Consider the following 22,213-nt stretch of genomic DNA (forward strand, 5'->3'; position numbering starts at 1 on the left):
GACATGAAAAACCCCGAGATCTGCATCTCGGGATTCTCCATGTCCTAGCTTTAACACCAGTTTACTCAAAAAACAGCTGGAATTGGTAGCGATCCGCCATTCTTCACAAAAATTTCACAATTATTCAGAGACAGACAATCCTTCTTTTAATTCATCTGTGGATGCTTCCCATAGTGCTTTATTATGACTCTTCAAGAAATCAGCCAGCACCTTTTTCGATACGTCATCCATATGACTGACGACGATTTTTCGCTTCATCGATTTATCCATTAAATTCACATGCTCTGGAAGCGACTTATACCCGCGGCGGATTGAACGGTCGACGGTCATTTCACAAGCCGTCACACCCGCATAATAAGGGCCATCTTCTCTGCGATCAATGGTCACCCATACGAGCCAATACGGCTTTCCGTTCGGCACCTCTTCTTTGCTTTTCAAGAATTTAATTCCTTTTTCCACGGCACTTCTTGCATGCATCGCACCAATATCAATGACAGCTTCCTTTTCCTCTACGTCAATGATCACTGGCGAAATGTTATCAAGGCTGAGCGCACCCGCTCCAAAGCCCCCGTGTCCGTCGGTTGCATCTGTTTTTTTAATGATGTTAAAACCAATTGGTTTCTTTTTTTTACCTTCCATTCATTAGACCTCCTAAAGCAGCGGTTTCAAAATAAGATTAAACCAGTATATGATTTGATCCCGCATTCCGATCAATGGACCAAAAACAAACTGTCCTAGCGGCGTGATCACGAATATGAGAAAAATGATGATCCCATATTGTTCAAATTGCGTCATTTTCGCCCGGATACCAGGGCTGACGACGTCCTCAATAATACGATACCCATCCAGCGGCGGAATTGGCAATAAGTTAAATAGGAACAAAATGACGTTCAAGTTAATAAAGATTAAGAAGAAATTATCGACTCCCGGCTCAAAGCGCATGAGCGACTCCCCGCCAAATTTCTGAAGAAGCACGTACACGAAAAAGCCTAGAAACGCCAACACCAAGTTACTTAAAGGGCCAGCAATAGAGACGCAGATTCCTGCTAAGCGCGGTTTTTTAAAATGATAACGATTCACCGGTACAGGTCTCGCCCAGCCAAACCCGGCGACAAAGATTAAAATCGTCCCGAATATATCGAGATGCTTCAGTGGATTTAACGTGAGTCTCCCTTGGTTCTTAGCTGTCGGGTCTCCGAAGCGATACGCAACATATGCATGCGCCAGCTCGTGCATCGTAAATGCAACAACAAGCGTAATAGCGACATATGGAATAAGTTCTAATGGATACACAAGAAATTGGTCCAAAGGCATGAATCCCTCTTTCTTTCTATACAATGATTTACTCTATTCAGTATACTATAAGAAGTCCCTTAAACTAAAGGGAAGCGTAGCACGAAAAGGAAAAAGGAGGTTTTCGCATTGCCGATTGTCACCGTTCAAATGCTAGAAGGAAGAACAGACGAGCAGAAAAGAGCTCTTGTGGAGAAAGTCACTGATGCTGTTGTTGAAGCAACAGGCGCAGGTGCAGAAAAAGTCTCTGTCATTATTGAAGAAATGAAAAAAGAACACTATGCCGTAGCAGGAAAACGAATCAGCGACCTGTAAGCATAAAAAAAGGACAAGCACATAGGGTGTTTGTCCTTTTGTCTCTTATTTTATCTGTACCACGCTTTGTTACGGTTCACTTGATTTTTATGAGCCGCATCAAAGAAATCGACTGTGTAGGAATAATCATAATTCATTAAGCAGACAATGCCGCTGCCTTGAGGGTCATGCGGTAAGCCAAAGTTATGGCCGTATTCATGCGTAGCCGCTTTTGCTGTATTCGCTGTTCCTTGATCAAGGTTGACGGCAAATGCACTTCCGCTCGGTGCACTATTGTATACATATGCGATTCCGCCCGCATCAAAGTTTGGATTTGCTGTAAATCCTGTGACAAAATCGTATCCTCTGCCATCAAAGCTGCGCTGAAGGTTTGACAAGATTTGCTCTGCATTTGATCCAGAAGATGTCCAAGATCCTACTGCTTGTACGACAAAGTCTACATCATGGTCACGGTTAAAGGTGACGTCCGCTTGCTCAATGATGCTGACAATCCGCGTCTGCCAGTCACTATATTTCGCACGATACTGCGCATCTGCTACAGCATAGACCGTTACTTTCTGACTGCCTGTACTTGCCTTTGTTGAAATAGAATCTCCTGTATTCGCCTTAAAGGTTCTAGAGCCTACCTGCTTACCAGACTCATCTAATACCTTTGTTGTCACATCTCGTTCAATTGGAGGTGCTTTCGTCAAATCTTTAAAATCGTTTGCCTTTGGCAACCCCTCACTAATATGTGTTTCGAACGGCGCATGACCATGATCATGCCCATGACCAGCACTCGCGACTGGTGCTGAAGCTGAACTTACTCCCGGTAACAAACTACCTACCAATAAAAATGACAAAAAGACTGAACGCTTTTTCATTCCTATCCCTCCTTTGATTTTCACAAGGTTATATATTCACTGAAAATTCACCATTTTCCTTCTATTCAGTCAAAAACAGGGAATTGGATACACAGAAAAAAAGTCGAAATACGTCATATTCACTAATTTTTCGGATATTTCAGCACACATTTCATCGAAAAATAGCGCTTTTGGTCTGGGTCTTACAAAACAAAAAAAGCCCTAAATGCTGGGCTTTTGCGAAACTAGTTCAATTCCTTCAATTGATCAATATAAGCAAGCGCATCCTCAAATTCTTCGTCCGTATAGCGCTGCTTGCTTTTAATGGTGAAGACCTTTTCCTTTACCTCATCTTCTGGCAGGTCATCAAAGTATAAAATTGTGGAGACGAGCTCTAGGAAACGAGACGACTGCTCGTTCATCTGCTGCGTCAGCACTTTGAGGTCAGGCATGTCCACTTCACACTGATCGAGAAACTCTTTCCCGTTGTCCGTCAGCGAATAGCGATATTGATAGTATCCGCCCTTTTTTTCCTTCATTTCATCCAAGAATCCAAGGTTGCACAGCTCTTCAATTCTGAGCGTCAACTCCTCTGAATAGGGGCCATAAAAATGAAAATCGTATTTCTCATAAAAAGGCAAATCTAGCTTTTTTGCTATGTAAATCATCTTTTGCAGCTTCTTCCGTCCAACGATTTCCCCTGATTCAGAGAATACCTTCATCAACTTTGCATGCTCTTTCAACAAATTCCCGACATCTCCTTTTTCAGTACTTCCTTATCCCAATCCAAGCAGCTTCATGATCGCCTTCTTTTCTTCAGCTTTTTCCGACATATCTACAATTAAGTCCATCGGGAAATAAAGTTTATGATCGGTTCTTCGTTTACCGGAAATGGCATCAACAATATCTGACTGTCTCGACAGCTCTTTAATATGACCACTTTGCGTCAAAAGGTGGATCGGCAGTCTCTCTTCTTCCTCCCCTGGTCTGTAGAAGTCGTAGGGCAAGTCAGAGGAAGAGTCGACGACTAAATAATAGTCAGGATCAATGCCTGCCTCCTTGAACAAGGCGGTCAGCTTGAAATATTTCGTCATTTCTTCATTCGGATTAAACTCTGTATATTGGAACAATCGGCGGTTCATAAAACGGCGGCACAAATCAGCCAGCACGTGATCTTCTTCGTCTTCCCACGCCTGAAAATAAAATAAGACAATGGATTCATCCAGCTTAATATAGTCCTCTGTGGTGACATTCCCCTCAAAGATCGAATAAAAATGAACAGGGGCATGTGTGAAAATATAGCCCGTTTCATGCAGCTCTTTTGCACGATGGAGAATTTTCGTTAAAATGACTTCCGCACTGCGTGTCACTGGGTGAAAATAAACTTGCCAGTACATTTGATAGCGGCTCATAATATAATCCTCGACCGCATGCATCCCGCTCTGCTTCATCACAATCTGATCTTCTCTCGGACGCATCACGCGCAAAATACGTTCCATATCAAAATGGCCGTAGCTGACGCCTGTATAGTAGGCATCGCGCTGCAAATAGTCCATACGGTCGGCATCAATTTGACTTGAGATCAAACTGACCACCTGTTTGTTTTGATACGTTTTGGCAATCACTTCTGCCACATGCTTCGGGAAATCATCACTAACCCGGCGAAGCACTTCATTGACTTCGGTTTGCCCTAAAATAATATCTCTTGTAAACGATTCATGGTCTAAGTGGAAGACCTTTTCAAAGGAATGAGAAAATGGACCATGTCCGAGGTCATGAAGCAAGGCTGCACTCAGTACAAGCTCGCGTTCTCCCTCATCCCATTCCGGCCGACCTTTGAATACATCATCCACAATCCGTCTCACAATCTCGTATACACCGAGTGAATGATTGAAACGGCTGTGTTCTGCACCATGAAACGTCAAGTAAGTGGTTCCTAGCTGTTTAATTCGTCGCAGGCGCTGAAATTCTCTTGTTCCTATTAAATCCCATATTAATGCGTCCCGTACGTGAACATAACGGTGCACAGGATCTTTAAATACCTTTTCCTCAGATAATTTCCCTTTTGGATACGCCATCGTTTCGTCCCTCTTTTTTTAAGACGTGTTTCTATTATATCGGGTAACTTTCCCCGAAAACATCCTTGAATTTGCTGGTGAATGTGTTCTCAAAGATTGCACGGACGTAAAAAGCCCGACCTGACAGGGACGGACCTCTTTTTAGGTCGACTGAACACATTCAGTGACATTTATTTGACTTTTTTTTGAACCTTTTCGAGTAACTCATCTTCTGTTGGTGCGGATAATGGGCGATTGTTCACAAACGCAAAAGCCTTTTTTCGTCCTGGACCACAATAGGATTGACAGCCAATCTCAATTTTTGCATCAGGGTCAACCGATTTGAGTCGAGGCAGCAACGTCTTTAGGTTCGTCGCATCACAATCGTCACATACGCGAAACTCATTAGCCATGGTCTTACGCTTCCTTTCAATGATGAACTTCATTCTATATGAAACAGTTGGAAAACCAAGAGTCATAATATACCACCCAACATTGTACATCGAAGCGGCTGGACTTGCAAGACGCATTGTAACCGCCGATACGTGCTTACATAAAAGCTAGTATTTTCCACTATCCTTTTAGCAAACTTGTATAAACTTTCTTGAACTTGGCTAATCTAATACCATCAAATCATATGGGGGTTTAAACATGTCAAAACAAAGACAAGATGCTTGGTCAGAGGAAGATGATCTTCTTTTGGCAGAAACCGTCTTACGTCACGTCAGAGAGGGCAGCACACAGCTGAATGCGTTTGAAGAAGTAGGAGACAAGCTGAACCGTACCTCAGCGGCATGCGGTTTTAGATGGAATGCTGTTGTGAGGCATCAATATGAAAAAGCGTTAGCTCTTGCCAAAAAACAGCGAAAACAACGGATGCGTGCACTTGGCAATGGCCAGCCTGCAAAGAAACGATTACTTTATCAGCCGCAAGTAGAAGAAACAGTCACGCAAGAGGAATTCTCACAGGAGCTGGAACCAGCGCAGGAAGAAACGTTTGCACCAGCATCTGAAACAGCCGAGCAGCTTCAGTTTGTGGATCAAAGCTACAATGAAGAGTTAGCTAGTTTATCACATTTATTGTCACAAGCTTCTCATGTCGTAGAGAAAAAGCCAGAAGCCAATCCTTTTAGGCAGCAACAGGATTTAACCATCGAAGATGTCATTGATTTCTTGCGCCGCTATGAAGGCGATGGCCAGCAATCATCTGCCTTACGCATGGAAAACAGCCGGTTAAAACGAGAAAATAACGAACTTTCACATAAAGTCACGCAGCTAGAAGCGGAAGTGAAAAAGCTTGAAAAGGATCAGCTCACCATTCAAGAAGATTATGAAACACTCGTCAAAATCATGAACCGTGCAAGAAAACTAGTTTTGTTTGAAGAGGACGACACTGCCGCTCCAACCTTTAAAATGGACCGGAACGGCAACCTCGAAAAAATGGCAGAATAACCAAAAGTGCTCCCCATCTGCGGGAAGCACTTTTTAAATACCCAAAAATAGCATCACACTAAAAAGGACATTAATTAAAAAGACGAACATAAAAATATACCTGACTTGTCTCACCTGAAAATCACCAAATATAAAAAGATAAAGACCTGCGATGCCAAGTGTCAGTACAGGCTGAAGAAACGGCACCAAAAGCGAAATGCCGTAGCCGGCTCCCATGATGACAGGAAGCCATAGTAAATAGAGGTAACCGCCGTTTTTGGATTTCACCAGAACCCTTCCTTTCTTTTTACGAAAACACCTTTTCATTCCGCTCAATCATCCGCGTCATGTTCTTCTCAAATTCCAGTTGTTCTTCTGCGTTCAGTCCTGACGCTGTCAGCTGATCACTGAGCTTTTGAAGCTCTTCTAGCAAAAGACGCATAAGAAGCGCGCAATCAATTGGTTCTCCAGTTAATTCTGATAAAGACGCCATCGTATCTGGCTGTATATCAGGAAATACAGCCTTCACTTCTTCTCGTTTGTCTTTTAAGGCGGCGTCATAAAAACGGCGGATCAAGTCGGCACGTTCCCGCCCGCTTCCATCTGCACACAAATAAATTTGCACAGCGACTCCACCGCGTAATCTACGCTGAGAAATGCCTGCAAATTTCTTTCCATTGATGCTTAGATCATAACTGCCCGGACAATAAGAGCCGACAATCTCATAAGCTTCAATGTCCACCTCATACTTAGACAGCATCCGGCGGACCAATTCCACCATCGCATCATACCCGCGGTCAATATCAATGCCCTTCTTTTGTTCTGCAAAGATTAATGACACATTCAAGACACCTTCATCCAGCACCACAGCAAGGCCGCCTGAATTGCGTACAATGACGCGATAGCCCTCTTCCTCAAGCTGTTTCACGCCATCTTGCAGAAATGGAAGTCTTGTATCCTGAATCCCAAGCACAATCGTATTGTGATGTACCCAAGAACGCGCTGTCGCTGGTGAGAGACCCTTCCCAACCGACGCACAAAGCGTATCATCCATCGCAAAGGATTGCTTCGGGTCCACATAAAGACCGAGGCTCGATTGATCTATGATTCGCCATTTCGGCTGTGTCAGTAACTCAATAGGTTCATTTTTCATGTCCTGCATATCCTCTCGTTCATAAACTGTGTTTATTATAACATGGGGGGAGAATGAGAGAGAAAAAAGCTCTATGACAAGGAACGTCACAGAGTTTTTCAACTGGATGCTTTGGTTTTCTTGTTCTTCCTTTTTGCGATGAAATAAACAGCTGCAATCAAAACGACAGGAATCCCAACCACGAGGCATGCAGCGATCAATGTGTTCCACGGCAAATCGATCATCTCCTTAATAGACTAAACTTCTATGTAACAGCCCTCACTGACCCAACTCAACAAGTCTTCAGCCACCAATTCCGCATGCTGAGGGTCTATCACACCAGCATCGACAATCCACACTGTTTTCTCCTCTTCTTCCTGCCGCATAAGAAATACTTGCCCGCCGCCATCGTCACCAATGGCTACATAGCAGCTGGCATAATGATGAACTTCCCACGTTGCATTGCGTTCCACTATGTCCTCAGTTCCGTATAGAAGCAGGTCGCCTCCAATGGAACATCCATTTGATTGTTTTAGTAAGGTCTTATAGACATAGGGGAAAATCAAATTTAGTTCAGCTTCTGCCTCTTTGATATGTATCTCACTTGCTGGCTCTTTCATGTTCAGATTTTGGATTTGAAATAGATTGATCATTTTTGAAAGCCTCCTATATTTTAAGCAGCTAATTTTTTCATGACACTTTTATACATCCGAAGGAGCAACTTTAATATGAAATAGAAAATAGCCACATCGAGTATAAAACCTAACCACAGAAATTCAAAGGCATGATGTGAGTGTAGAACTAGCCAATCAATGGGGAAACCTCGATATTCGGCATCTGAGAATGAAACTCCTCTCATCAAAGCTGTCCCAATGACAAGAAGAAAACTGATACTTAATAGCCAGTTAAATGTTTTTTTGTTTTTGTGTTGTTTATGTTCCATATGCATTCCTTTCCCTGTTTTACTACCTACTACAAAACTTGATATTTCCTTATTCCTCTAGATATCAGACCTATTTTACCTTTTTCTAGAACAATAGACAGCAGTTCTATCTATGACAACAGTTCTTTATTTATTGCCATGCAAAGTGATATTATTCGCGTAAAGTAGTTGATTAAAATAAAGTAAAAAACCTTGAAAAGCAAGTCATTGCCATTCAAGGTCAATTGATTTTCACTATTTATTCCGATTAAGTCTAATCCTCAATTAAATCTAGATAATATTCATTATTATTGAGAAACTTTTTGAAAAAATCCTCTAACGATTCAGCTATTTGAGTATCAAAATAATATACTGGATTATTAACTAATTTTAAATCTAATGAAATATAAACACCTTCGTTTACTTCAAAAAAAATAAGTTTATTTTCATCATCAAAAAGTCCATCTAAATCTGGATCAAATTCAAAAACACCTTCTCTTAATCTAATATCTGCTACTGTCCCTGGTCCCATAATTCTATTTATTGAGTTAGCACTTTGACCTTTAATAAAACCATAGCCAATTTCTAAATATAATTGTCTTAAATCATTTGGAAAACTTATGTCCATTCTTTGTTCAGCTTTTAAAATGTCATCTTCAGATACCTTATAAGTTTTATTTTCTAGTTCATTAATAAATTTAAAATTAGCCATATGCTATTTTACCTCCTTGGAAATAGTTTACCTGATGGAGCTCCCTTTCCATGTATCCCTGATTGATGTTCGTTAGGATATTTAGCCGGATGAATATTCCACCACTCATGGGCGCCACCAAAGTTGTTCTCTATGATATGATGAGCATCATACGGTTGACCACCCCTCCGAGCAACCTCTCCATTCTTATCAAGTACTTCTTCTGTATATCTTGGCCACTTTTGTTTGGTTTTTTCTTCCCACTCTGCAATTAATTTATCTTTCAAGCTCGATGTAAATTTGCTTCTATGCTTAGCAGTCTCTTTTGGTGTCAATTTTTCATAGTTTTTGTTTCTTAAGGCTTCTTTAATAAGATGAATTTGATCTTTATTAACCTTACGTCCAGTTTTAGCCTCTATATCCCTAAGATAAGCTTTTGCTAAATCCTTATTAAGTTCACCCGCACCTTTAGCAGTCTTCTCAACCCTCTTTACCACATTCTTCCCTTGATCAATCTTAAAGACATATTTCCCGCCTTTAATGATTTTCATAAATGGGATGATAGAGGCTGCGGATAGGGCTTGATCTGTGCTACTAATATTTTCGCTAGTTTCTGGGTCTTTACCAGTAACCGCTCGGTATCCGTCATAGATGCCGCTGTATTCTAAAATGATGTTTTCGGCGGTTGAGACGACTTCACCGTCTAGTATGCGTTTGGCATTTCCGTGGCTGCGGCTTTCTGGGATGTTGTCGACTTCTTCTATTCTTACTTCGTCGTTTGCGATATACGTTCGAATGATTTGTTTATTGGCATAAACGGTGTATCTCCCGCCTATAAAATCAATGTCCGACGGATCTGTGATTACTTCATCAGCGATGTCGAATTCTTTTAGCTTTTTGATGCCTTTTACGTTATATAGTTTACCATTTACGACCCTGATGTCTCTAAGAATCTTACTTTTCCCGCTCACAACTTCTTTTTGTAATGTCGTAAGCCATGGATCGTTTGCTTTGACTTGCTTGTTGACGTTTCGGAGGGTGTCTCTATGAACCACCGTCCTCACATTTGCCTGTTCTTTCTCACCCAAATTCTTCAGCATGATCATCATTGGATTGTCTTTCGGGTTGTCTATTTTGTCATTCAATCCACTGATCGTGCTTCTTACTTTTTCTTCTTTTGTGTCTTTGAAAATAGAGCCCTTTTGATAGCTGGTGATCTCGATTTTTGGGCCGGTGAACATGGTGCTTAAGGTGTTTATGTATTGTTTCATTGTTTGCAATGCACTTGTTGTTTCATTCATAGCACTTGTTTGTTCTCTGTCAAAGGCATGGAGCAGTCCAATGGTTCTGGATGTCTCAAGCCACGCTTTTTGATAGCTCTGTTGAAACGCAGACTCGTCTACATGAGGCAAGTGAACGATATGACTGACCCTGCCGATCGCCTGGCTTACATCTGATACGATGTCAGAAATCGCTCGCTCCGCTTTTTTTAAACCTGAATCAAGTTCGTGTTCAATAAATGTTTGTGAAATAAAACCGTGTTGATTTGATTCAAGGGCATGAAGTGCCTGCTTTGTTTTTTTGAGCGCAGAACTGTATTCCTCAATGACAACCTGAAAGAATTGAAAGAAAGGAATATGGCATTCTGTATAAAATGCTCGAATGGCTTGCCCTGCCTCTCCCTTTAGTGCATCATCAAGTGAGATGATGTGTTCGATTTGTTTTTCTAGTGAGCTGATGTTTTGTGATTGCCGCTTTAACGAATTCAGTGTTTGGTCAATTCCATTGATTAGCGCAAAGGCGTCAAGGGTTTTCATTCCGTTCTCCTTTATTTTCTTTTATGACTAGAAGCAAGCGATTTGTCCGTTTCAATCATGGTGCTCACGGCTTGTTCTGTTTGTACAAGCTGTTTCTGAAGTATCTCTATATAGGATGTACTTAGTTCATTCAATTGCTGGTTGATCTTTTCTATCTGTTCTGTGGTGGAGAGCTCATTTTTCCCTTTGATGGTTTTTGGAAGTGTTGAATGGACATGAGCGCCTGCTTGTTTTACATTTTTTAATGCTTTTTTCGCCTCACTGGCATCTATTTTAATTTCTTTGCTCATTTTATTTTCCTCGTTTTTCTTCCAGTTGTTTTTGCTTCTCTTTTTCTATCTTTCTTTCAACTGTATGAATATCACGTTCTAATGAATGGATATCTGCTGTCAAGTCATTGATTTTTTCATCAATTCGATTCAATAGATTGGTGAGCTGTGCATCCTTTATCTCTTGACTAACCGATTTCATCTCTTCCCTAAGGCTATCAAACGTATCTGCCAAGTGGCCAAACCATGTATGTGAAGTAAGGTCTGGACGCGTGATGTTCTTGCTCGCATCTGACAAGGCCATTTTTGCCTCTTTCACTTCTTTTCGACATATGCTCAGTTCTATGATTTGTTCTTTTTTTATGGATATGTCTGCCTTTAACGAATACAAGGCTGTTGTATAACCGATGATAGCTCCAGACATCGTCAAACACCTCTATTCCTCAAATAGCCCTCCGTTATGTTACCATTTCCTAGCACAAGAGGCATATGATTGAAAACGAATTCAACGAAAAATGAATCGTAGGTATTGGGTTTTTATACCTATTTCACATGCGCAAAAAAAGCTAGCTTCGTGTGAAAACGAAACTAGCTTTTTTGATCGTTACTATTATCGTGCTTGAGCTGCTGTGATGAGCGCAAGGTTGTAAACGTCTTCGGCATTACAGCCTCTTGAAAGATCGTTTACTGGCTGGTTTAAGCCTTGCAGGATTGGACCTACAGCTTCAAAGTTACCTAAGCGCTGTGCAATTTTGTAGCCGATGTTTCCAGCTTCGAGGCTAGGGAAAACAAATACGCTCGCATCACCTTTGATGACGGAATCTGGCGCTTTTTTCGCTGCTACTGAAGGAACGAAAGCTGCATCGAATTGGAATTCTCCATCAAGTACAAGCTCAGGTGCCTTTTCTTTTGCAATACGAACTGCTTCAGATACTTTTTCTGTTTCGTCTGATTTTGCTGAGCCTTTTGTAGAGAAGCTAAGCATTGCCACACGTGGTTCGATGTCAAACATTTTGGCTGTGTTTGCACTTTCGATCGCAATTTCAGCTAGATCTTGGCTGTCTGGTGCAATGTTGATCGCACAATCAGCAAACACATATTGCTCTTCGCCGCGAGCCATGATGAAGACGCCAGATGTTTTCTTTACGCCTTCTTTTGTTTTAATGATTTGAAGTGCTGGGCGCACTGTGTCAGCAGTTGAGTGTGCTGCACCGCTTACAAGTCCGTCTGCAAGACCTTTATACACAAGCATTGTACCGAAGTAGTTTTCATCTAGTAATGCTTTTCTTGCTTGCTCTTCTGTTGCTTTGCCTTTACGTCTTTCTACGAAAGCTTGTACAAGCTCTTCAAAACCTTCATATGTATGAGGATCATACACGTCAACACCATCAAGTGTAAGACCTAATTCTTTTGCTTTTGCTTCAACTTCTTGTTTTTTACCTACAACAATCGGCTGCAAGACTTTGCCATCTGCTAGTTTTTGAACGGCTGTTAGAATGCGTTCGTCCATTCCCTCAGGAAAAACGATCTTTACTCCTTTACCTGCAACCTTTTCCTGAACTGTTGAAAAAATATCTGCCACTTATATACCCTCCTTGATTTTACAAAAAAAGCGTTCTCTTTTAAGCATACTCTTCTTCTACATAAATTCAAACTACCAACTTACATTATAGCGCTTACAAATTAAATTCTTATTTTTCAAACTAATTTAATCAATTTCCATAAAAGCTGACTTCGTCGTTCAAGTTTTGATCACATCTTCATTTGGACAAACTATGTTATAGTTGGAACAGATGGAAAACTGTAAATAGGAGTGAAATAAATGAGCGAACAACATACAACCAATGAAGCAGCTCAAACACTAGACGGCTGGTATGCACTGCATGATTTTAGAACCTTTGACTGGACAGCTTGGAAGCTGCTGACAAGTGATGAGCGCCAAGCGATTCTTCATGAGTTCACAGGTCTATTAGAAAAATGGAAAACAGCTGAGCACGATAAGGCTGGAAGCCAAACAATCTATAGTATTGTCGGCCAAAAAGCAGATATTATGCTCATGATTTTGCGTCCAACCATGGAAGAACTGGGTGAAATTGAACTTGAATTCAACAAGACACGACTAGCAGAGTTTACGATCCCAGCTTATTCGTACGTTTCAGTTGTCGAACTCAGCAACTACTTAGCTGGAGGCGGAGATGGCGGAGATCCTTACGAGAACCCGCATGTACGTGCGCGTCTATATCCAGAGCTCCCTTCTTCTCAATACGTGTGCTTCTATCCAATGGATAAAAGACGTTCTGGCAATGACAACTGGTACATGCTCTCCATGGATGAGCGTAAATCACTCATGAGAAGCCACGGCTTAATTGGCCGCAGCTATGCCGGGAAAGTAAAGCAGATCATTACAGGCTCCGTCGGTTTTGATGATTATGAGTGGGGCGTCACTCTTTTCGCTGACGATGTGCTTCAATTCAAAAAATTGGTTTATGAAATGCGCTTTGATGAAGTCAGTGCACGCTACGGCGAATTTGGTTCCTTCTTTGTCGGAAACCGATTAGCAAACGAGCAGCTGGCGTCTTATTTTCATGTATGATAAACTCTTAAGGCTTCGGATCTTTCCGAAGCCTTTTTATGTATTTTTTTTTAGAAAGGTGATCTCATCATGAAAAACTTCCCCATCGCTATTTTTGCTTTAACGCTCGGTGTGTTTTCGATTGGCATGACTGAATTTGTCATTATGGGACTTTTGCCAAACGTTGCTAACGACCTTCATGTATCCATCTCTGCTTCAGGGCAGCTGATTACTGGATATGCACTTGGTGTCGCAGTTGGCGGACCTATTTTAACATTATCAACTGGGAAAATGTCGAGGAAACGTCTTCTCATTCTATTAATGATCCTTTTCGTGGCGGGAAATGCTGTTGCCGCTGTATCGACCACTTACGGTCTATTAATGGCCTCACGTATTTTGACGTCATTTGCTCATGGAACCTTCTTTGGCGTCGGAGCCATAATGGCTGCGCGGCTTGTGCCTAAGGAGAAAAGTGCAAGTGCGATCAGCTTCATGTTTACAGGACTGACGGTCGCCAATGTACTGGGTGTGCCGTTTGGTACCTTCATCGGAAATCAATTTGGCTGGCGTATGTCGTTTCTTGTCATTGCCGTCATTGGTCTCATTTCCTTAATCGGTATCATCAGCTTAGTACCCAATCAATCGAAGGAAGAAGTACTGGATATTCGAAATGAAGTGTCTGTTTTGAAAAAGCCACAGGTACTCGTTTCTTTTGCAATGACGATCTTTGGTTTTGCAGGTGTGTTTACCGCCTTTACGTATATCAGCCCGATCCTGCTGCAAGTGACTGGTTTTCAGGAAAATGGGGTGACGCTCATCCTTGTTCTCTTCGGGCTTGGGGTCACTATTGGAAATTTAGTTGGCGGAAAGCTTGCCGATTGGAAGCTGATGCCGAGTATTATGGTGACACTGATCCTGCTGATGGCTGTCCTGTTATTGTTTACAATCACTTCCGAATTCAAAGTACCTGCTGTGCTGACCATTTTTGTTTGGGGAATCATTTCATTTATTCTTGTTCCTACCTTGCAATACCGCACGATGAACATGGCACATGAAGCACCGACACTCGCATCGACGCTTAGTCATTCTGCCTTTAATATTGGGAATGCTGGCGGTGCAGCGCTTGGCGGTCTCGCCATCGAACTGACACATTTACAGCTTGTTCCGTTATTTGCTGCAGCTGTAACCTTCATTGGGCTCATCATTACGATCATGAGCTATCAGTCAGATAGTCGAACAAAAGGGACCTGAGTCAGGTCCTTTTTTATTTCATCACGGTCATTTCTGGCTCTTCTATTTGTTTCACACGTTCCTGAACTGGATGGGAAAAGGAGTGCTCGGATAAGACGATATGAGATACGGTTTTTGTAAACCCAGACACTGCCTGAATAAAGGCTTCAATTTCTTCAAGAGAAGCGACTGACAGCTTAATGAAAAAGCATGACTGTCCTGCCACTCGATAAGCAAAAAAAGCGCGTGGGTGCTGATTCATAAAAGCCACAAAACGTTGATACTCCCCGTTTAGCACTGTGACTTCCAGCAGGCAGTCAATCATAAGCCCTAATTTTTTATAATTGACCTGAACCGAATACCCTTCGATAATCCCTGCATCCTCTAATTTACGTACTCTTTCTGCTACCGCAGGTGCGGATAAATTGACTCGTTTGGACAATTCCCTCATAGACAAGCGGGCATCTTCTTTCAATTCATTTAAAATATGCACATCAACATCGGTGATTTTCATTCGTACCTCTCCTATCCGAAAGTCGTTCCATTTGAAAAGTATTTTATGATAATACTTATGATTCGAAATGTAAAATAAAACTAAATAATGGTAGAATTTATTTTAACGGAATTGAATGAAAAAGCAAGTATGGAGGGATCACCTGATGAAAGAATCTTTAGACAGCAAGGCTTCTAAAACGTTTCCCATCACACTTGCCATCGCGCTCACACTTGGCGTCTTTGCGGCGGGATCGGAAGAACTGGTGATTTCACCACTGCTGCCTGATTTATCAAACTCATTTCAGCACTCTCTTGATATTCTCGCCCTTTCCATCAGCATTTATGGGTTAGCTGTGCTGGTTGGAGCCCCGCTGCTCGTTCCTTTAGGGGACCGGTATTCAAGGGAACTGTGTTTGATCATCGGGCTTTCTTTCTTTTTGATTGGAACCATGATGTGTGCGGCTGCCCCGAATTTGGCAGTGTTTTTTGCTGGCCGTGCCATTTCTGGGCTGGCGACCGGTGTATTTGTGCCAACAGCCTATGCTCTTGTAGGCGACCGGGTTCCTTACGAATATCGAGGCAAGGTGATGGGACTCATTGTGTCGAGCTGGTCTCTTTCTCTTGTCCTTGGTGTACCAATTGGCGCCTTTATCGGTCAGAGTTTGAACTGGCGCTGGACATTTTGGATCTTCGCCATCATGAGTCTCGTTGTCCTGCTGCTCGTCATCCTTGAATCACGCAAACAAACCGCGACAGCGAATACAGGAACACCTCAAGCTAGGGGGAAAACTGGCTCTTTATGGGGAGCTTTGAAAATTGATCGTGTCCCCGCCTATTTGACCGTGACATTTTGTAATATGCTAGGATTTTATGGCATGTACTCGTTCTTAGGAGCTTATCTGCAAAGTCTGTTTTCTGGAGGGCAATCGACGGCAGGACTTCTGATCATGGCTTACGGCGTCGGTTTTTCCATGAGTGTATTTACAGGGAAATTAGCAGACTGGTTTGGCAAAACACGTACTCTTTTCTTTGTGCTGGGCGGCATTACGCTCGTTCTCGCCTTACTTCCTTATGCACCTTTCTCATGGACATTGCTGATTTTCGCCCTATTTATTTGGGGTGCCATGCAAAGTTTATCTGTCACGCTTTTGAGCACTGTCCTAAGCGACTGCTCCCAAACCCACCGAGGCAAAGTGATGGCTTTTTACAGCCTTGCGTCCAATCTTGCCGTTATGCTTGGTTCCGCTCTTATGGGACCTGTCTATGTCCATTTCGGCTATCATACGGTAGGGCTTGTATGTGCACTCATTACGCTTGTTGGTTTTCTCATTAGCTTCGCCAGCTATAAACGTGAACGAACCTTACAGCAGAAACATAAAAACACATTTGAAACGTAAGCTCATTTCACTGCACATCTCGGTATGTGCAGTTTTTTAGATCAATTTTTAATATCATCGTAAAATACATTTTTTATAAATTTTGTTGACAATTTCCAAATTTATTTTTTATAATCTAGTAAAAATTTGAAAAAGATTGGATGGTAAACATGATCTTAAAGAATGATGTTTTTCATTTCAAAGAAGAGCCCATCGTTTCACCTAAGATGTTTACAGTCAATACACTAGGCCCTGAGGGGACAAGCAGTGAATATGCAGCAAAACATTTCATCTCTCATTCCACCACTACACTCGGCACTCATACGAAACTATCCCTTTACGACACGTTCGAAACTTGCATTGAACATACTCTCTCTAACGCACTCCAATACACTCTCGTTCCACACGCATACGAAGGAATCAAACACTTCTACATGAGACCTGACCTGCAGCTTTTACAAATTTTCAGATGTGACACACCCATGTATGGTTTGGCTGTCAGACCAGATTTCCCATTTCAAGAACAAATGCTCCACCATTTAAAAATTGTCTCTCACCCTGCACCTGTCAATTTGATTCAATATTTCATTCACCAAAATGCTGAATTTGAGCTGGTCAATTCTACAAGTACTGCCGCACAAAAAGTAAGAGACGGCGAATTTGATTTCGCTTTAACCAATGAAGTGGCCAGAGCCACATACGGCCTCACCTTCATTCGAACGTTTAAAAGCATCCCAATGAGCTGGTCCATATTCGGAAAAGGAGAGATATAATATGCAAACTGAACAAAAGACGCAAGAACGATATTTTCCTCAAGCCAAAAAAGTAGAATGGGAGAATGGTGTCACACAATATTCCACGGTCAGAGGTGATACGGAAGTGTTAATTTCATACGTCCCTCCTCACACGATCATAGAACCTCACGAGCATCCCGAAGCACAAATCGGCATCGTATTAAAAGGCGAGCTTCAAATGACGGTCGGCCCATCGACCCAATTGCTCACCCCTTTAGAATCAGCCTATATCGCACCACCTTTTGTCCCTCACGGCGCATCTAACCTGACAGATGAAGAAGTGATTGCTATTGATATTAAGAGATTAAAAGATGGCGAGGAATATACGGCTCCTCCTACTTATTTCTTAGATATTTTCAAAACACGGGATTTACTCCCTGGCATGGAAGTGACCTTTTTTGTAGAGGATTGGATGGAGCTCATGATTGCCAACATTCCTGGAAATGGCGGAGAAATGCCTTTTCATAAACACCGCAATGAACAAATCGGCATTTGCATCAGCGGAGGTTATGATATGACTATTGAAGGCTTTACAGAGAAAATGGAATTTGGCACCACTTATTTCTGTGATCCAAAGGAAGATCATGGTGCGATAAATCCAAAGCCGGAAGCATCAAAGTCTATTAATCTCTTCTTCCCTCCCCGCTATAATCGGTTGAAGCCAAAAGCGTCTAAGGTGAAGAAATGAACCTCGACGGAAAAGTCGTCCTGATTACAGGAGGTGCATCAGGGATTGGGCTTGCCGCAGTCAAGCTTTTCCTTGAGCATGGAGCAAAAGTAGCAGTGGCTGACATCAATGAACAGAGCGGCAAACAACTCGTCGAATCATTGCCGCACGAGCATCTTGCGTTTTTCAAAACAGATATTACGAATGAGTCTGACTGTCAAAAAACCGTTCAGTTCGTGCTGAACCATTTTGGAACAATTGATGTTTTGATTAACAATGCAGGCATCGAAATTGTCTCCCCCGTTCACGAGATGACACTGGAGGATTGGAACCACATTGTACAGGTCAACCTGACGGGTGTATTTCTCATGAGTAAGCATACTTTGCCGCATATGCTTGAAAAGAAAAGCGGAAGTATTATCAATACTGGATCTGTCGGGGGTCTTGTTGGCTGGCCTGACATCCCTGCCTATAACGCAACAAAGGGCGGTGTCATCCAGCTAACCAAATCCATGGCGGTCGACTATGCCGCCCATCAAATCAGGGTGAACTGTATCGCCCCGGGCATTATTGATACGCCATTAAATGAAAAATCCTTTTTAGACAATCATTCAGAAAGTCTTGAGGTTGTCAAAAAAGAAAAAGCAAAGGTGAACCCATTACTTCGTCTCGGAAAACCCGAAGAAATTGCGGGCGTCATGCTGTTTCTCGCCTCTGATCTATCCAGTTATATGACTGGAAGTGTTGTCACAGCAGATGGCGGTTACACCGCTAGATAAAAAGGAGTGCTTTCATTGAGTAAAAAAACCGTACTTGTCATTGCTGATCTGGGAGGATGCCCGCCCCATATGTTTTACGAAAGCGTGGCAGCATCGTATCATATCGTTTCTTATATCCCGAGACCCTTTGCTATTACAAAGGGACACGCTGAGCTAATCGAAAAATACTCCATTGCCGTCATCAAAGATCGAGATTATTTTGACACAAACCCTTCTTTTGAACACCCAGATTCTATTTACTGGGCACATGACGATTATCTGAAATCCGAGGAAGAGGTGGTGGACGACCTAGTTCGTGTGGCTTCCTTTTTCAAAGCGGATGCGATTACCACCAATAATGAATTATTCATTACACCAATGGCAAAAGCCGCTGAGCGTCTTGGACTGCGCGGCGCTGGGGTAAAGGCAGCTGAATTAGCGCGTGATAAAAGTCAAATGAGGGCTGCATTCAACGCGGCTGGGGTCAAAGCAGTAAAAACTCAGCCTGTCACTACTTTAGCTGATTTCCAGCAAGCCATTGAACATATCGGGACACCGCTTATTTTAAAGCCTACATATTTAGCAAGCTCCATTGGCGTGACCCTTTTTCATGACCGAGCCGGCAGTGATGATCTCTTTTTAAACGTACAATCCTATTTGCAAACCATTCCCGTTCCAAACGCTGTGACGTATGAAGCTCCGTTTGTCGCTGAAACATACTTAGAGGGTGCTTACGAGGATTGGTATCAAGAGGACGGCTACGCTGATTATGTCAGTGTTGAAGGGTTAGTCGTTGAGGGTGAATATATCCCTTTTGTCATTCATGATAAGACCCCTCAAATCGGTTTTACAGAAACGGCTCATATTACTCCGTCGATCCTAGACAATGAAGCCCAGCAACTCATCATTGAGGCAGCAAAGAAGGCAAATGAAGGGCTAGGTCTTGAAAACTGTGCCACTCATACAGAAATCAAGCTCATGAAAAATCGAGAAACCGGATTAATCGAATCAGCAGCTAGATTTGCTGGCTGGAATATGATTCCGAATATCAAAAAGGTCTTTGGGGTGGATATGGCCAAGCTGCTGATTGATGTATTAGTCGATGGAAAAAAGGCTGATTTGCCAAAAGAACTGCTTTCTGGACATACGCATTATTTAGCAGACTGTCATTTATACCCTCAGCATTTCAAAGAGAGCGGACACATTCCGCCTGAGGTCACACACATCACCATTGATCATGTGCATATTCCGCAGGACACTTTGGTTGGAGATACTGTCATCATCAGTGAATCCGTCCCACCTAAAGGGACCTTTGTGGACCTATCTTTATTTGAAGCATTTAATGGCATCGTGTCTCTTGAATTAAAAGGCTCGTCTTCTCAGGATGTTGCCGCATCCATCCGTAACATTCAGAAGCAGGCAGCCATTCAGTTAATGGATGAACTAGTGAAGGGATAGAAAGAGAGGGTAACGTGGTGAAGATCTTACCATCTAACATGATTGAACGGCTGCCAGAACAAAAATTTGGAACCGTATTTGAGAAAATTGCACATAAAACACAAAACGGAGCGAACATTGTGAACCTTGGTCAGGGAAATCCCGATCTTCCTACTCCTGCCCATATTGTGAGTGCCCTTCAAGAGGCAGCAGGCACTTTGCAATTTCAGCAATATGCTCCTTTTAGAGGCTTTGACTTTTTCAAGCAAGCCATTGCAGATTTCTACAGAAAGGAATTCGGCATTGAGGTTGACCCGCAGAAGGAGATTGCCCTTTTCAATGGAGGGAAAACAGGCCTTTATGTGATGAGTCAGTGCCTGCTTGATCCAGGGGACATTGCCCTCGTCCCCGATCCTGGATACCCAGAATATCATTCAGGCATCTTGATGGCGGACGCAAAGCCATACTGCATTCGACTGGAAGAGGAAAATGGCTATTTGCCGAATTTCCCGTCAATTGATCCAGACGTGTTAAAAAAGGCAAAGGTTCTTTTCTTAAATTATCCGAATAACCCTACAGGTGCTGTGGCAAGTGAAGCATTTTTTGAAGAGGCTGCGGAATTTGCCTCAGCTCACGGTCTGCATGTGATTCATGATTTTGCCTATGGTTCATTTCATTATGAGCAAAAACCAGTAAGCTTTCTAAAGGCACCTCTTGGAAAAAAAGTAGGCGTGGAATTATATTCTTTATCCAAAACATTCAATATGGCAGGATGGAGAGTCGCTTTTGCTGTAGGGAATGAGGACATCATTCATGCCATAAACGCCTTCCAAGATCATGTGTTTGTCAGTATGTATGGCGGATTTCAACAAGCCGCCACCATTGCCTTACAAAGTGATGACTGTCATATTCAATCCTTGAAAGAAGTCTACCTTGAACGAATGAATTTCTTCATCCGTCAAGCGGAGAAGCAGCTTGGCTGGACCATTGAACGTCCAGCCGGCGCCTTTTATTTATGGGCTTCGATCCCTGATGATTTCGAGGATTCTCATGCTTTTGCCGACTATTTACTCGAGCATGCAGATGTCGTCGTGACGCCTGGGGGTGTATTTGGAGCACATGGAAGACGTCATGTCCGCATCTCAATGGTGGCGTCAATTGAACAGCTTGCCCTTTTTATCGATCGGCTCCATATACTGCCGATTCGCTTTCATCAAAAAACCCGCATATAGCGGGTTTTTCATGTTATATACTTTTCATTGAACCACCATCGACGGATATTTGCTGTCCGGTGACATAGGAGGCTTCCTCTGATGCGATAAAAGCGGCTAATGAAGCCATTTCACTCGCTGAACCTACTCTTTGCATCGGGATTCCTGACGCAACAGCTTTTACAGCTTCTTCGCGTGATAATGACTGTTGACGCATCATGTTTCCGATAAATTGTTCATACCGATCTGTAGCAATAAATCCTGGGTTTAAACAATTTACTGTGATTCCTGAGGGCGCAAGCTGTGTGGCTGCATTTTTACTAGCATTGATAATCGCTGCATTCATCATACTGTTCGTAAACATTTGGTCACCAGGTTCCTTCCAGAGGTTCCCGACAATTTGAATGATCCGGCCGTATTCATGTCTTTTCATCATCGCTGCCGCACGTTTCATCGTATCAATGTACGCAATGGCTTTCTGAGAAAATGCTGCCAGCATCTGCTCACTTTCACATGAATCAAAAGTATCTGGCTTCCCTCCTGGAATGTTATTAATCAACACATCCAGTCTGCCAAACTCTTTTTCTATTGCCGCAAAGGCCTCAGCTCGCACTCCTTCATGGGACATATCGCCACAGAAAAGAGACACCGGCTCTTTTGTTTCTGCCATACGCCCAATGTGCTGCTGCGCATCTTCTAGTGAGGATTGATTTCTAGAATTGATGATGACTTTTACATGGTCTTGGGCGGCAAGCTTTATAGCAATTGCCTTTCCAATCCCGGTACTTGCCCCTGTGACAAATGCAATTCTTTTAGACAAACTCATCCACATCCCTTTTCTACTCAACTTAGTAAACATACATAAAATGACACATATAGAATGTATTTCAACAAAAAAAGACCT

The 22,213-nt window shown here is 42.4% G+C and carries 26 protein-coding genes; 10 read left to right on the forward strand and 16 right to left on the reverse strand.

Features of this window, described 5'->3' with window-relative positions; all coding sequences use genetic code 11:
- Nucleotides 1-120: 120 nt before the first annotated feature.
- Both MKZ03_RS17215 and MKZ03_RS17220 read right to left on the reverse strand, forming a co-directional pair.
- Nucleotides 121-639, reverse strand: coding sequence for a YwhD family protein (locus tag MKZ03_RS17215; RefSeq protein WP_034660332.1), 519 nt, complete (start codon nucleotides 637-639; stop codon nucleotides 121-123).
- A 12-nt stretch (nucleotides 640-651) separates the two neighbouring features.
- Entirely contained in the window at nucleotides 652-1,308 is a 657-nt protein-coding gene (locus MKZ03_RS17220) for a site-2 protease family protein (RefSeq protein WP_334750689.1), read from the reverse strand.
- A gap of 114 nt (nucleotides 1,309-1,422) precedes the next feature.
- On the opposite strand from MKZ03_RS17220, the gene MKZ03_RS17225 reads away from it, so the two are divergent.
- The gene (locus tag MKZ03_RS17225) at nucleotides 1,423-1,608 is read left to right on the forward strand and encodes a 2-hydroxymuconate tautomerase (RefSeq protein WP_275718504.1); all 186 of its coding nucleotides are present in this window, start codon (nucleotides 1,423-1,425) and stop codon (nucleotides 1,606-1,608) included.
- A gap of 50 nt (nucleotides 1,609-1,658) precedes the next feature.
- Here MKZ03_RS17225 and MKZ03_RS17230 read toward each other — a convergent pair whose 3' ends face one another.
- The 4 genes from MKZ03_RS17230 to MKZ03_RS17245 all read right to left on the reverse strand — a co-directional run bounded on the left by MKZ03_RS17230 (nucleotide 1,659) and on the right by MKZ03_RS17245 (nucleotide 4,920).
- Complete coding sequence (locus MKZ03_RS17230) at nucleotides 1,659-2,471, reverse strand: zinc-dependent metalloprotease (protein WP_341032496.1); 813 nt, start codon at nucleotides 2,469-2,471, stop codon at nucleotides 1,659-1,661.
- 224 nt (nucleotides 2,472-2,695) lie between these two features.
- Nucleotides 2,696-3,196 (reverse strand): YwgA family protein, encoded by a 501-nt coding sequence (locus MKZ03_RS17235; protein ID WP_012011603.1) that lies wholly within the window; start codon nucleotides 3,194-3,196, stop codon nucleotides 2,696-2,698.
- Between the two features lie 30 nt (nucleotides 3,197-3,226).
- Nucleotides 3,227-4,528: an HD domain-containing protein gene (locus MKZ03_RS17240; RefSeq protein WP_007497716.1), complete on the reverse strand. Its 1,302-nt coding sequence runs from the start codon at nucleotides 4,526-4,528 to the stop codon at nucleotides 3,227-3,229.
- Between the two features lie 170 nt (nucleotides 4,529-4,698).
- Nucleotides 4,699-4,920, reverse strand: a complete 222-nt coding sequence (locus tag MKZ03_RS17245) for a DUF1450 domain-containing protein (RefSeq protein ID WP_003215259.1) — start codon at nucleotides 4,918-4,920, stop codon at nucleotides 4,699-4,701.
- Nucleotides 4,921-5,158: 238 nt separating this feature from the next.
- Here MKZ03_RS17245 and MKZ03_RS17250 point away from each other — a divergent pair, with 238 nt between their 5' ends.
- A complete protein-coding gene (locus MKZ03_RS17250; RefSeq protein WP_034660339.1) occupies nucleotides 5,159-5,959 on the forward strand; it encodes an RsfA family transcriptional regulator in 801 nt (266 codons plus the stop codon).
- A 33-nt stretch (nucleotides 5,960-5,992) separates the two neighbouring features.
- Here MKZ03_RS17250 and MKZ03_RS17255 read toward each other — a convergent pair whose 3' ends face one another.
- The 8 genes from MKZ03_RS17255 to pta all read right to left on the reverse strand — a co-directional run bounded on the left by MKZ03_RS17255 (nucleotide 5,993) and on the right by pta (nucleotide 12,351).
- A complete protein-coding gene (locus MKZ03_RS17255) occupies nucleotides 5,993-6,226 on the reverse strand; it encodes a DUF5970 family protein (protein WP_034660341.1) in 234 nt (77 codons plus the stop codon).
- Nucleotides 6,227-6,245: 19 nt separating this feature from the next.
- A complete protein-coding gene (locus MKZ03_RS17260; RefSeq protein WP_341032497.1) occupies nucleotides 6,246-7,091 on the reverse strand; it encodes a lipoate--protein ligase family protein in 846 nt (281 codons plus the stop codon).
- Between the two features lie 236 nt (nucleotides 7,092-7,327).
- Nucleotides 7,328-7,723, reverse strand: a complete 396-nt coding sequence (locus MKZ03_RS17265; RefSeq protein ID WP_095285668.1) for an SMI1/KNR4 family protein — start codon at nucleotides 7,721-7,723, stop codon at nucleotides 7,328-7,330.
- 543 nt (nucleotides 7,724-8,266) lie between these two features.
- Entirely contained in the window at nucleotides 8,267-8,704 is a 438-nt protein-coding gene (locus MKZ03_RS17270; RefSeq protein WP_060597516.1) for an SMI1/KNR4 family protein, read from the reverse strand.
- An 8-nt stretch (nucleotides 8,705-8,712) separates the two neighbouring features.
- Complete coding sequence (locus MKZ03_RS17275) at nucleotides 8,713-10,500, reverse strand: T7SS effector LXG polymorphic toxin (RefSeq protein ID WP_341032498.1); 1,788 nt, start codon at nucleotides 10,498-10,500, stop codon at nucleotides 8,713-8,715.
- An 11-nt stretch (nucleotides 10,501-10,511) separates the two neighbouring features.
- Nucleotides 10,512-10,790: a YwqI/YxiC family protein gene (locus MKZ03_RS17280; RefSeq protein ID WP_095285665.1), complete on the reverse strand. Its 279-nt coding sequence runs from the start codon at nucleotides 10,788-10,790 to the stop codon at nucleotides 10,512-10,514.
- Nucleotide 10,791: 1 nt separating this feature from the next.
- Complete coding sequence (locus MKZ03_RS17285) at nucleotides 10,792-11,193, reverse strand: YwqH-like family protein (RefSeq protein ID WP_106036426.1); 402 nt, start codon at nucleotides 11,191-11,193, stop codon at nucleotides 10,792-10,794.
- A gap of 186 nt (nucleotides 11,194-11,379) precedes the next feature.
- Nucleotides 11,380-12,351, reverse strand: coding sequence for a phosphate acetyltransferase (gene pta, locus MKZ03_RS17290; protein WP_034660357.1), 972 nt, complete (start codon nucleotides 12,349-12,351; stop codon nucleotides 11,380-11,382).
- Nucleotides 12,352-12,591: 240 nt separating this feature from the next.
- Here pta and hemQ point away from each other — a divergent pair, with 240 nt between their 5' ends.
- On the forward strand, nucleotides 12,592-13,362 hold the full coding sequence (gene hemQ, locus MKZ03_RS17295) for a hydrogen peroxide-dependent heme synthase (RefSeq protein WP_034660358.1): 771 nt from the start codon (nucleotides 12,592-12,594) through the stop codon (nucleotides 13,360-13,362).
- Between the two features lie 69 nt (nucleotides 13,363-13,431).
- A complete protein-coding gene (locus MKZ03_RS17300) occupies nucleotides 13,432-14,592 on the forward strand; it encodes an MFS transporter (RefSeq protein WP_341032499.1) in 1,161 nt (386 codons plus the stop codon).
- A 13-nt stretch (nucleotides 14,593-14,605) separates the two neighbouring features.
- Here the strand turns inward: MKZ03_RS17300 and MKZ03_RS17305 are convergent, their stop codons facing one another.
- Complete coding sequence (locus MKZ03_RS17305) at nucleotides 14,606-15,085, reverse strand: Lrp/AsnC family transcriptional regulator (protein WP_041816025.1); 480 nt, start codon at nucleotides 15,083-15,085, stop codon at nucleotides 14,606-14,608.
- Nucleotides 15,086-15,230: 145 nt separating this feature from the next.
- On the opposite strand from MKZ03_RS17305, the gene MKZ03_RS17310 reads away from it, so the two are divergent.
- The 6 genes from MKZ03_RS17310 to MKZ03_RS17335 all read left to right on the forward strand — a co-directional run bounded on the left by MKZ03_RS17310 (nucleotide 15,231) and on the right by MKZ03_RS17335 (nucleotide 21,330).
- Entirely contained in the window at nucleotides 15,231-16,463 is a 1,233-nt protein-coding gene (locus MKZ03_RS17310) for an MFS transporter (RefSeq protein WP_307500438.1), read from the forward strand.
- A gap of 149 nt (nucleotides 16,464-16,612) precedes the next feature.
- Complete coding sequence (locus MKZ03_RS17315) at nucleotides 16,613-17,215, forward strand: bacilysin biosynthesis protein BacA (protein WP_034660365.1); 603 nt, start codon at nucleotides 16,613-16,615, stop codon at nucleotides 17,213-17,215.
- A 1-nt stretch (nucleotide 17,216) separates the two neighbouring features.
- On the forward strand, nucleotides 17,217-17,924 hold the full coding sequence (locus MKZ03_RS17320; protein WP_066031589.1) for a cupin domain-containing protein: 708 nt from the start codon (nucleotides 17,217-17,219) through the stop codon (nucleotides 17,922-17,924).
- On the forward strand, nucleotides 17,921-18,682 hold the full coding sequence (locus MKZ03_RS17325) for an SDR family NAD(P)-dependent oxidoreductase (RefSeq protein ID WP_066031588.1): 762 nt from the start codon (nucleotides 17,921-17,923) through the stop codon (nucleotides 18,680-18,682). The genes MKZ03_RS17320 and MKZ03_RS17325 overlap by 4 nt, the downstream gene beginning before the upstream one ends.
- A 15-nt stretch (nucleotides 18,683-18,697) precedes the next feature.
- Entirely contained in the window at nucleotides 18,698-20,119 is a 1,422-nt protein-coding gene (locus MKZ03_RS17330) for an ATP-grasp domain-containing protein (protein ID WP_341032500.1), read from the forward strand.
- A 17-nt stretch (nucleotides 20,120-20,136) separates the two neighbouring features.
- Complete coding sequence (locus MKZ03_RS17335) at nucleotides 20,137-21,330, forward strand: aminotransferase class I/II-fold pyridoxal phosphate-dependent enzyme (protein WP_196769768.1); 1,194 nt, start codon at nucleotides 20,137-20,139, stop codon at nucleotides 21,328-21,330.
- A 13-nt stretch (nucleotides 21,331-21,343) separates the two neighbouring features.
- Here the strand turns inward: MKZ03_RS17335 and MKZ03_RS17340 are convergent, their stop codons facing one another.
- Complete coding sequence (locus MKZ03_RS17340; protein ID WP_269202091.1) at nucleotides 21,344-22,135, reverse strand: SDR family oxidoreductase; 792 nt, start codon at nucleotides 22,133-22,135, stop codon at nucleotides 21,344-21,346.
- Nucleotides 22,136-22,213 lie beyond the last annotated feature (78 nt).

Source organism: Bacillus sp. FSL R5-0431, from assembly GCF_038002985.1.
Lineage (GTDB): Bacteria > Bacillota > Bacilli > Bacillales > Bacillaceae > Bacillus.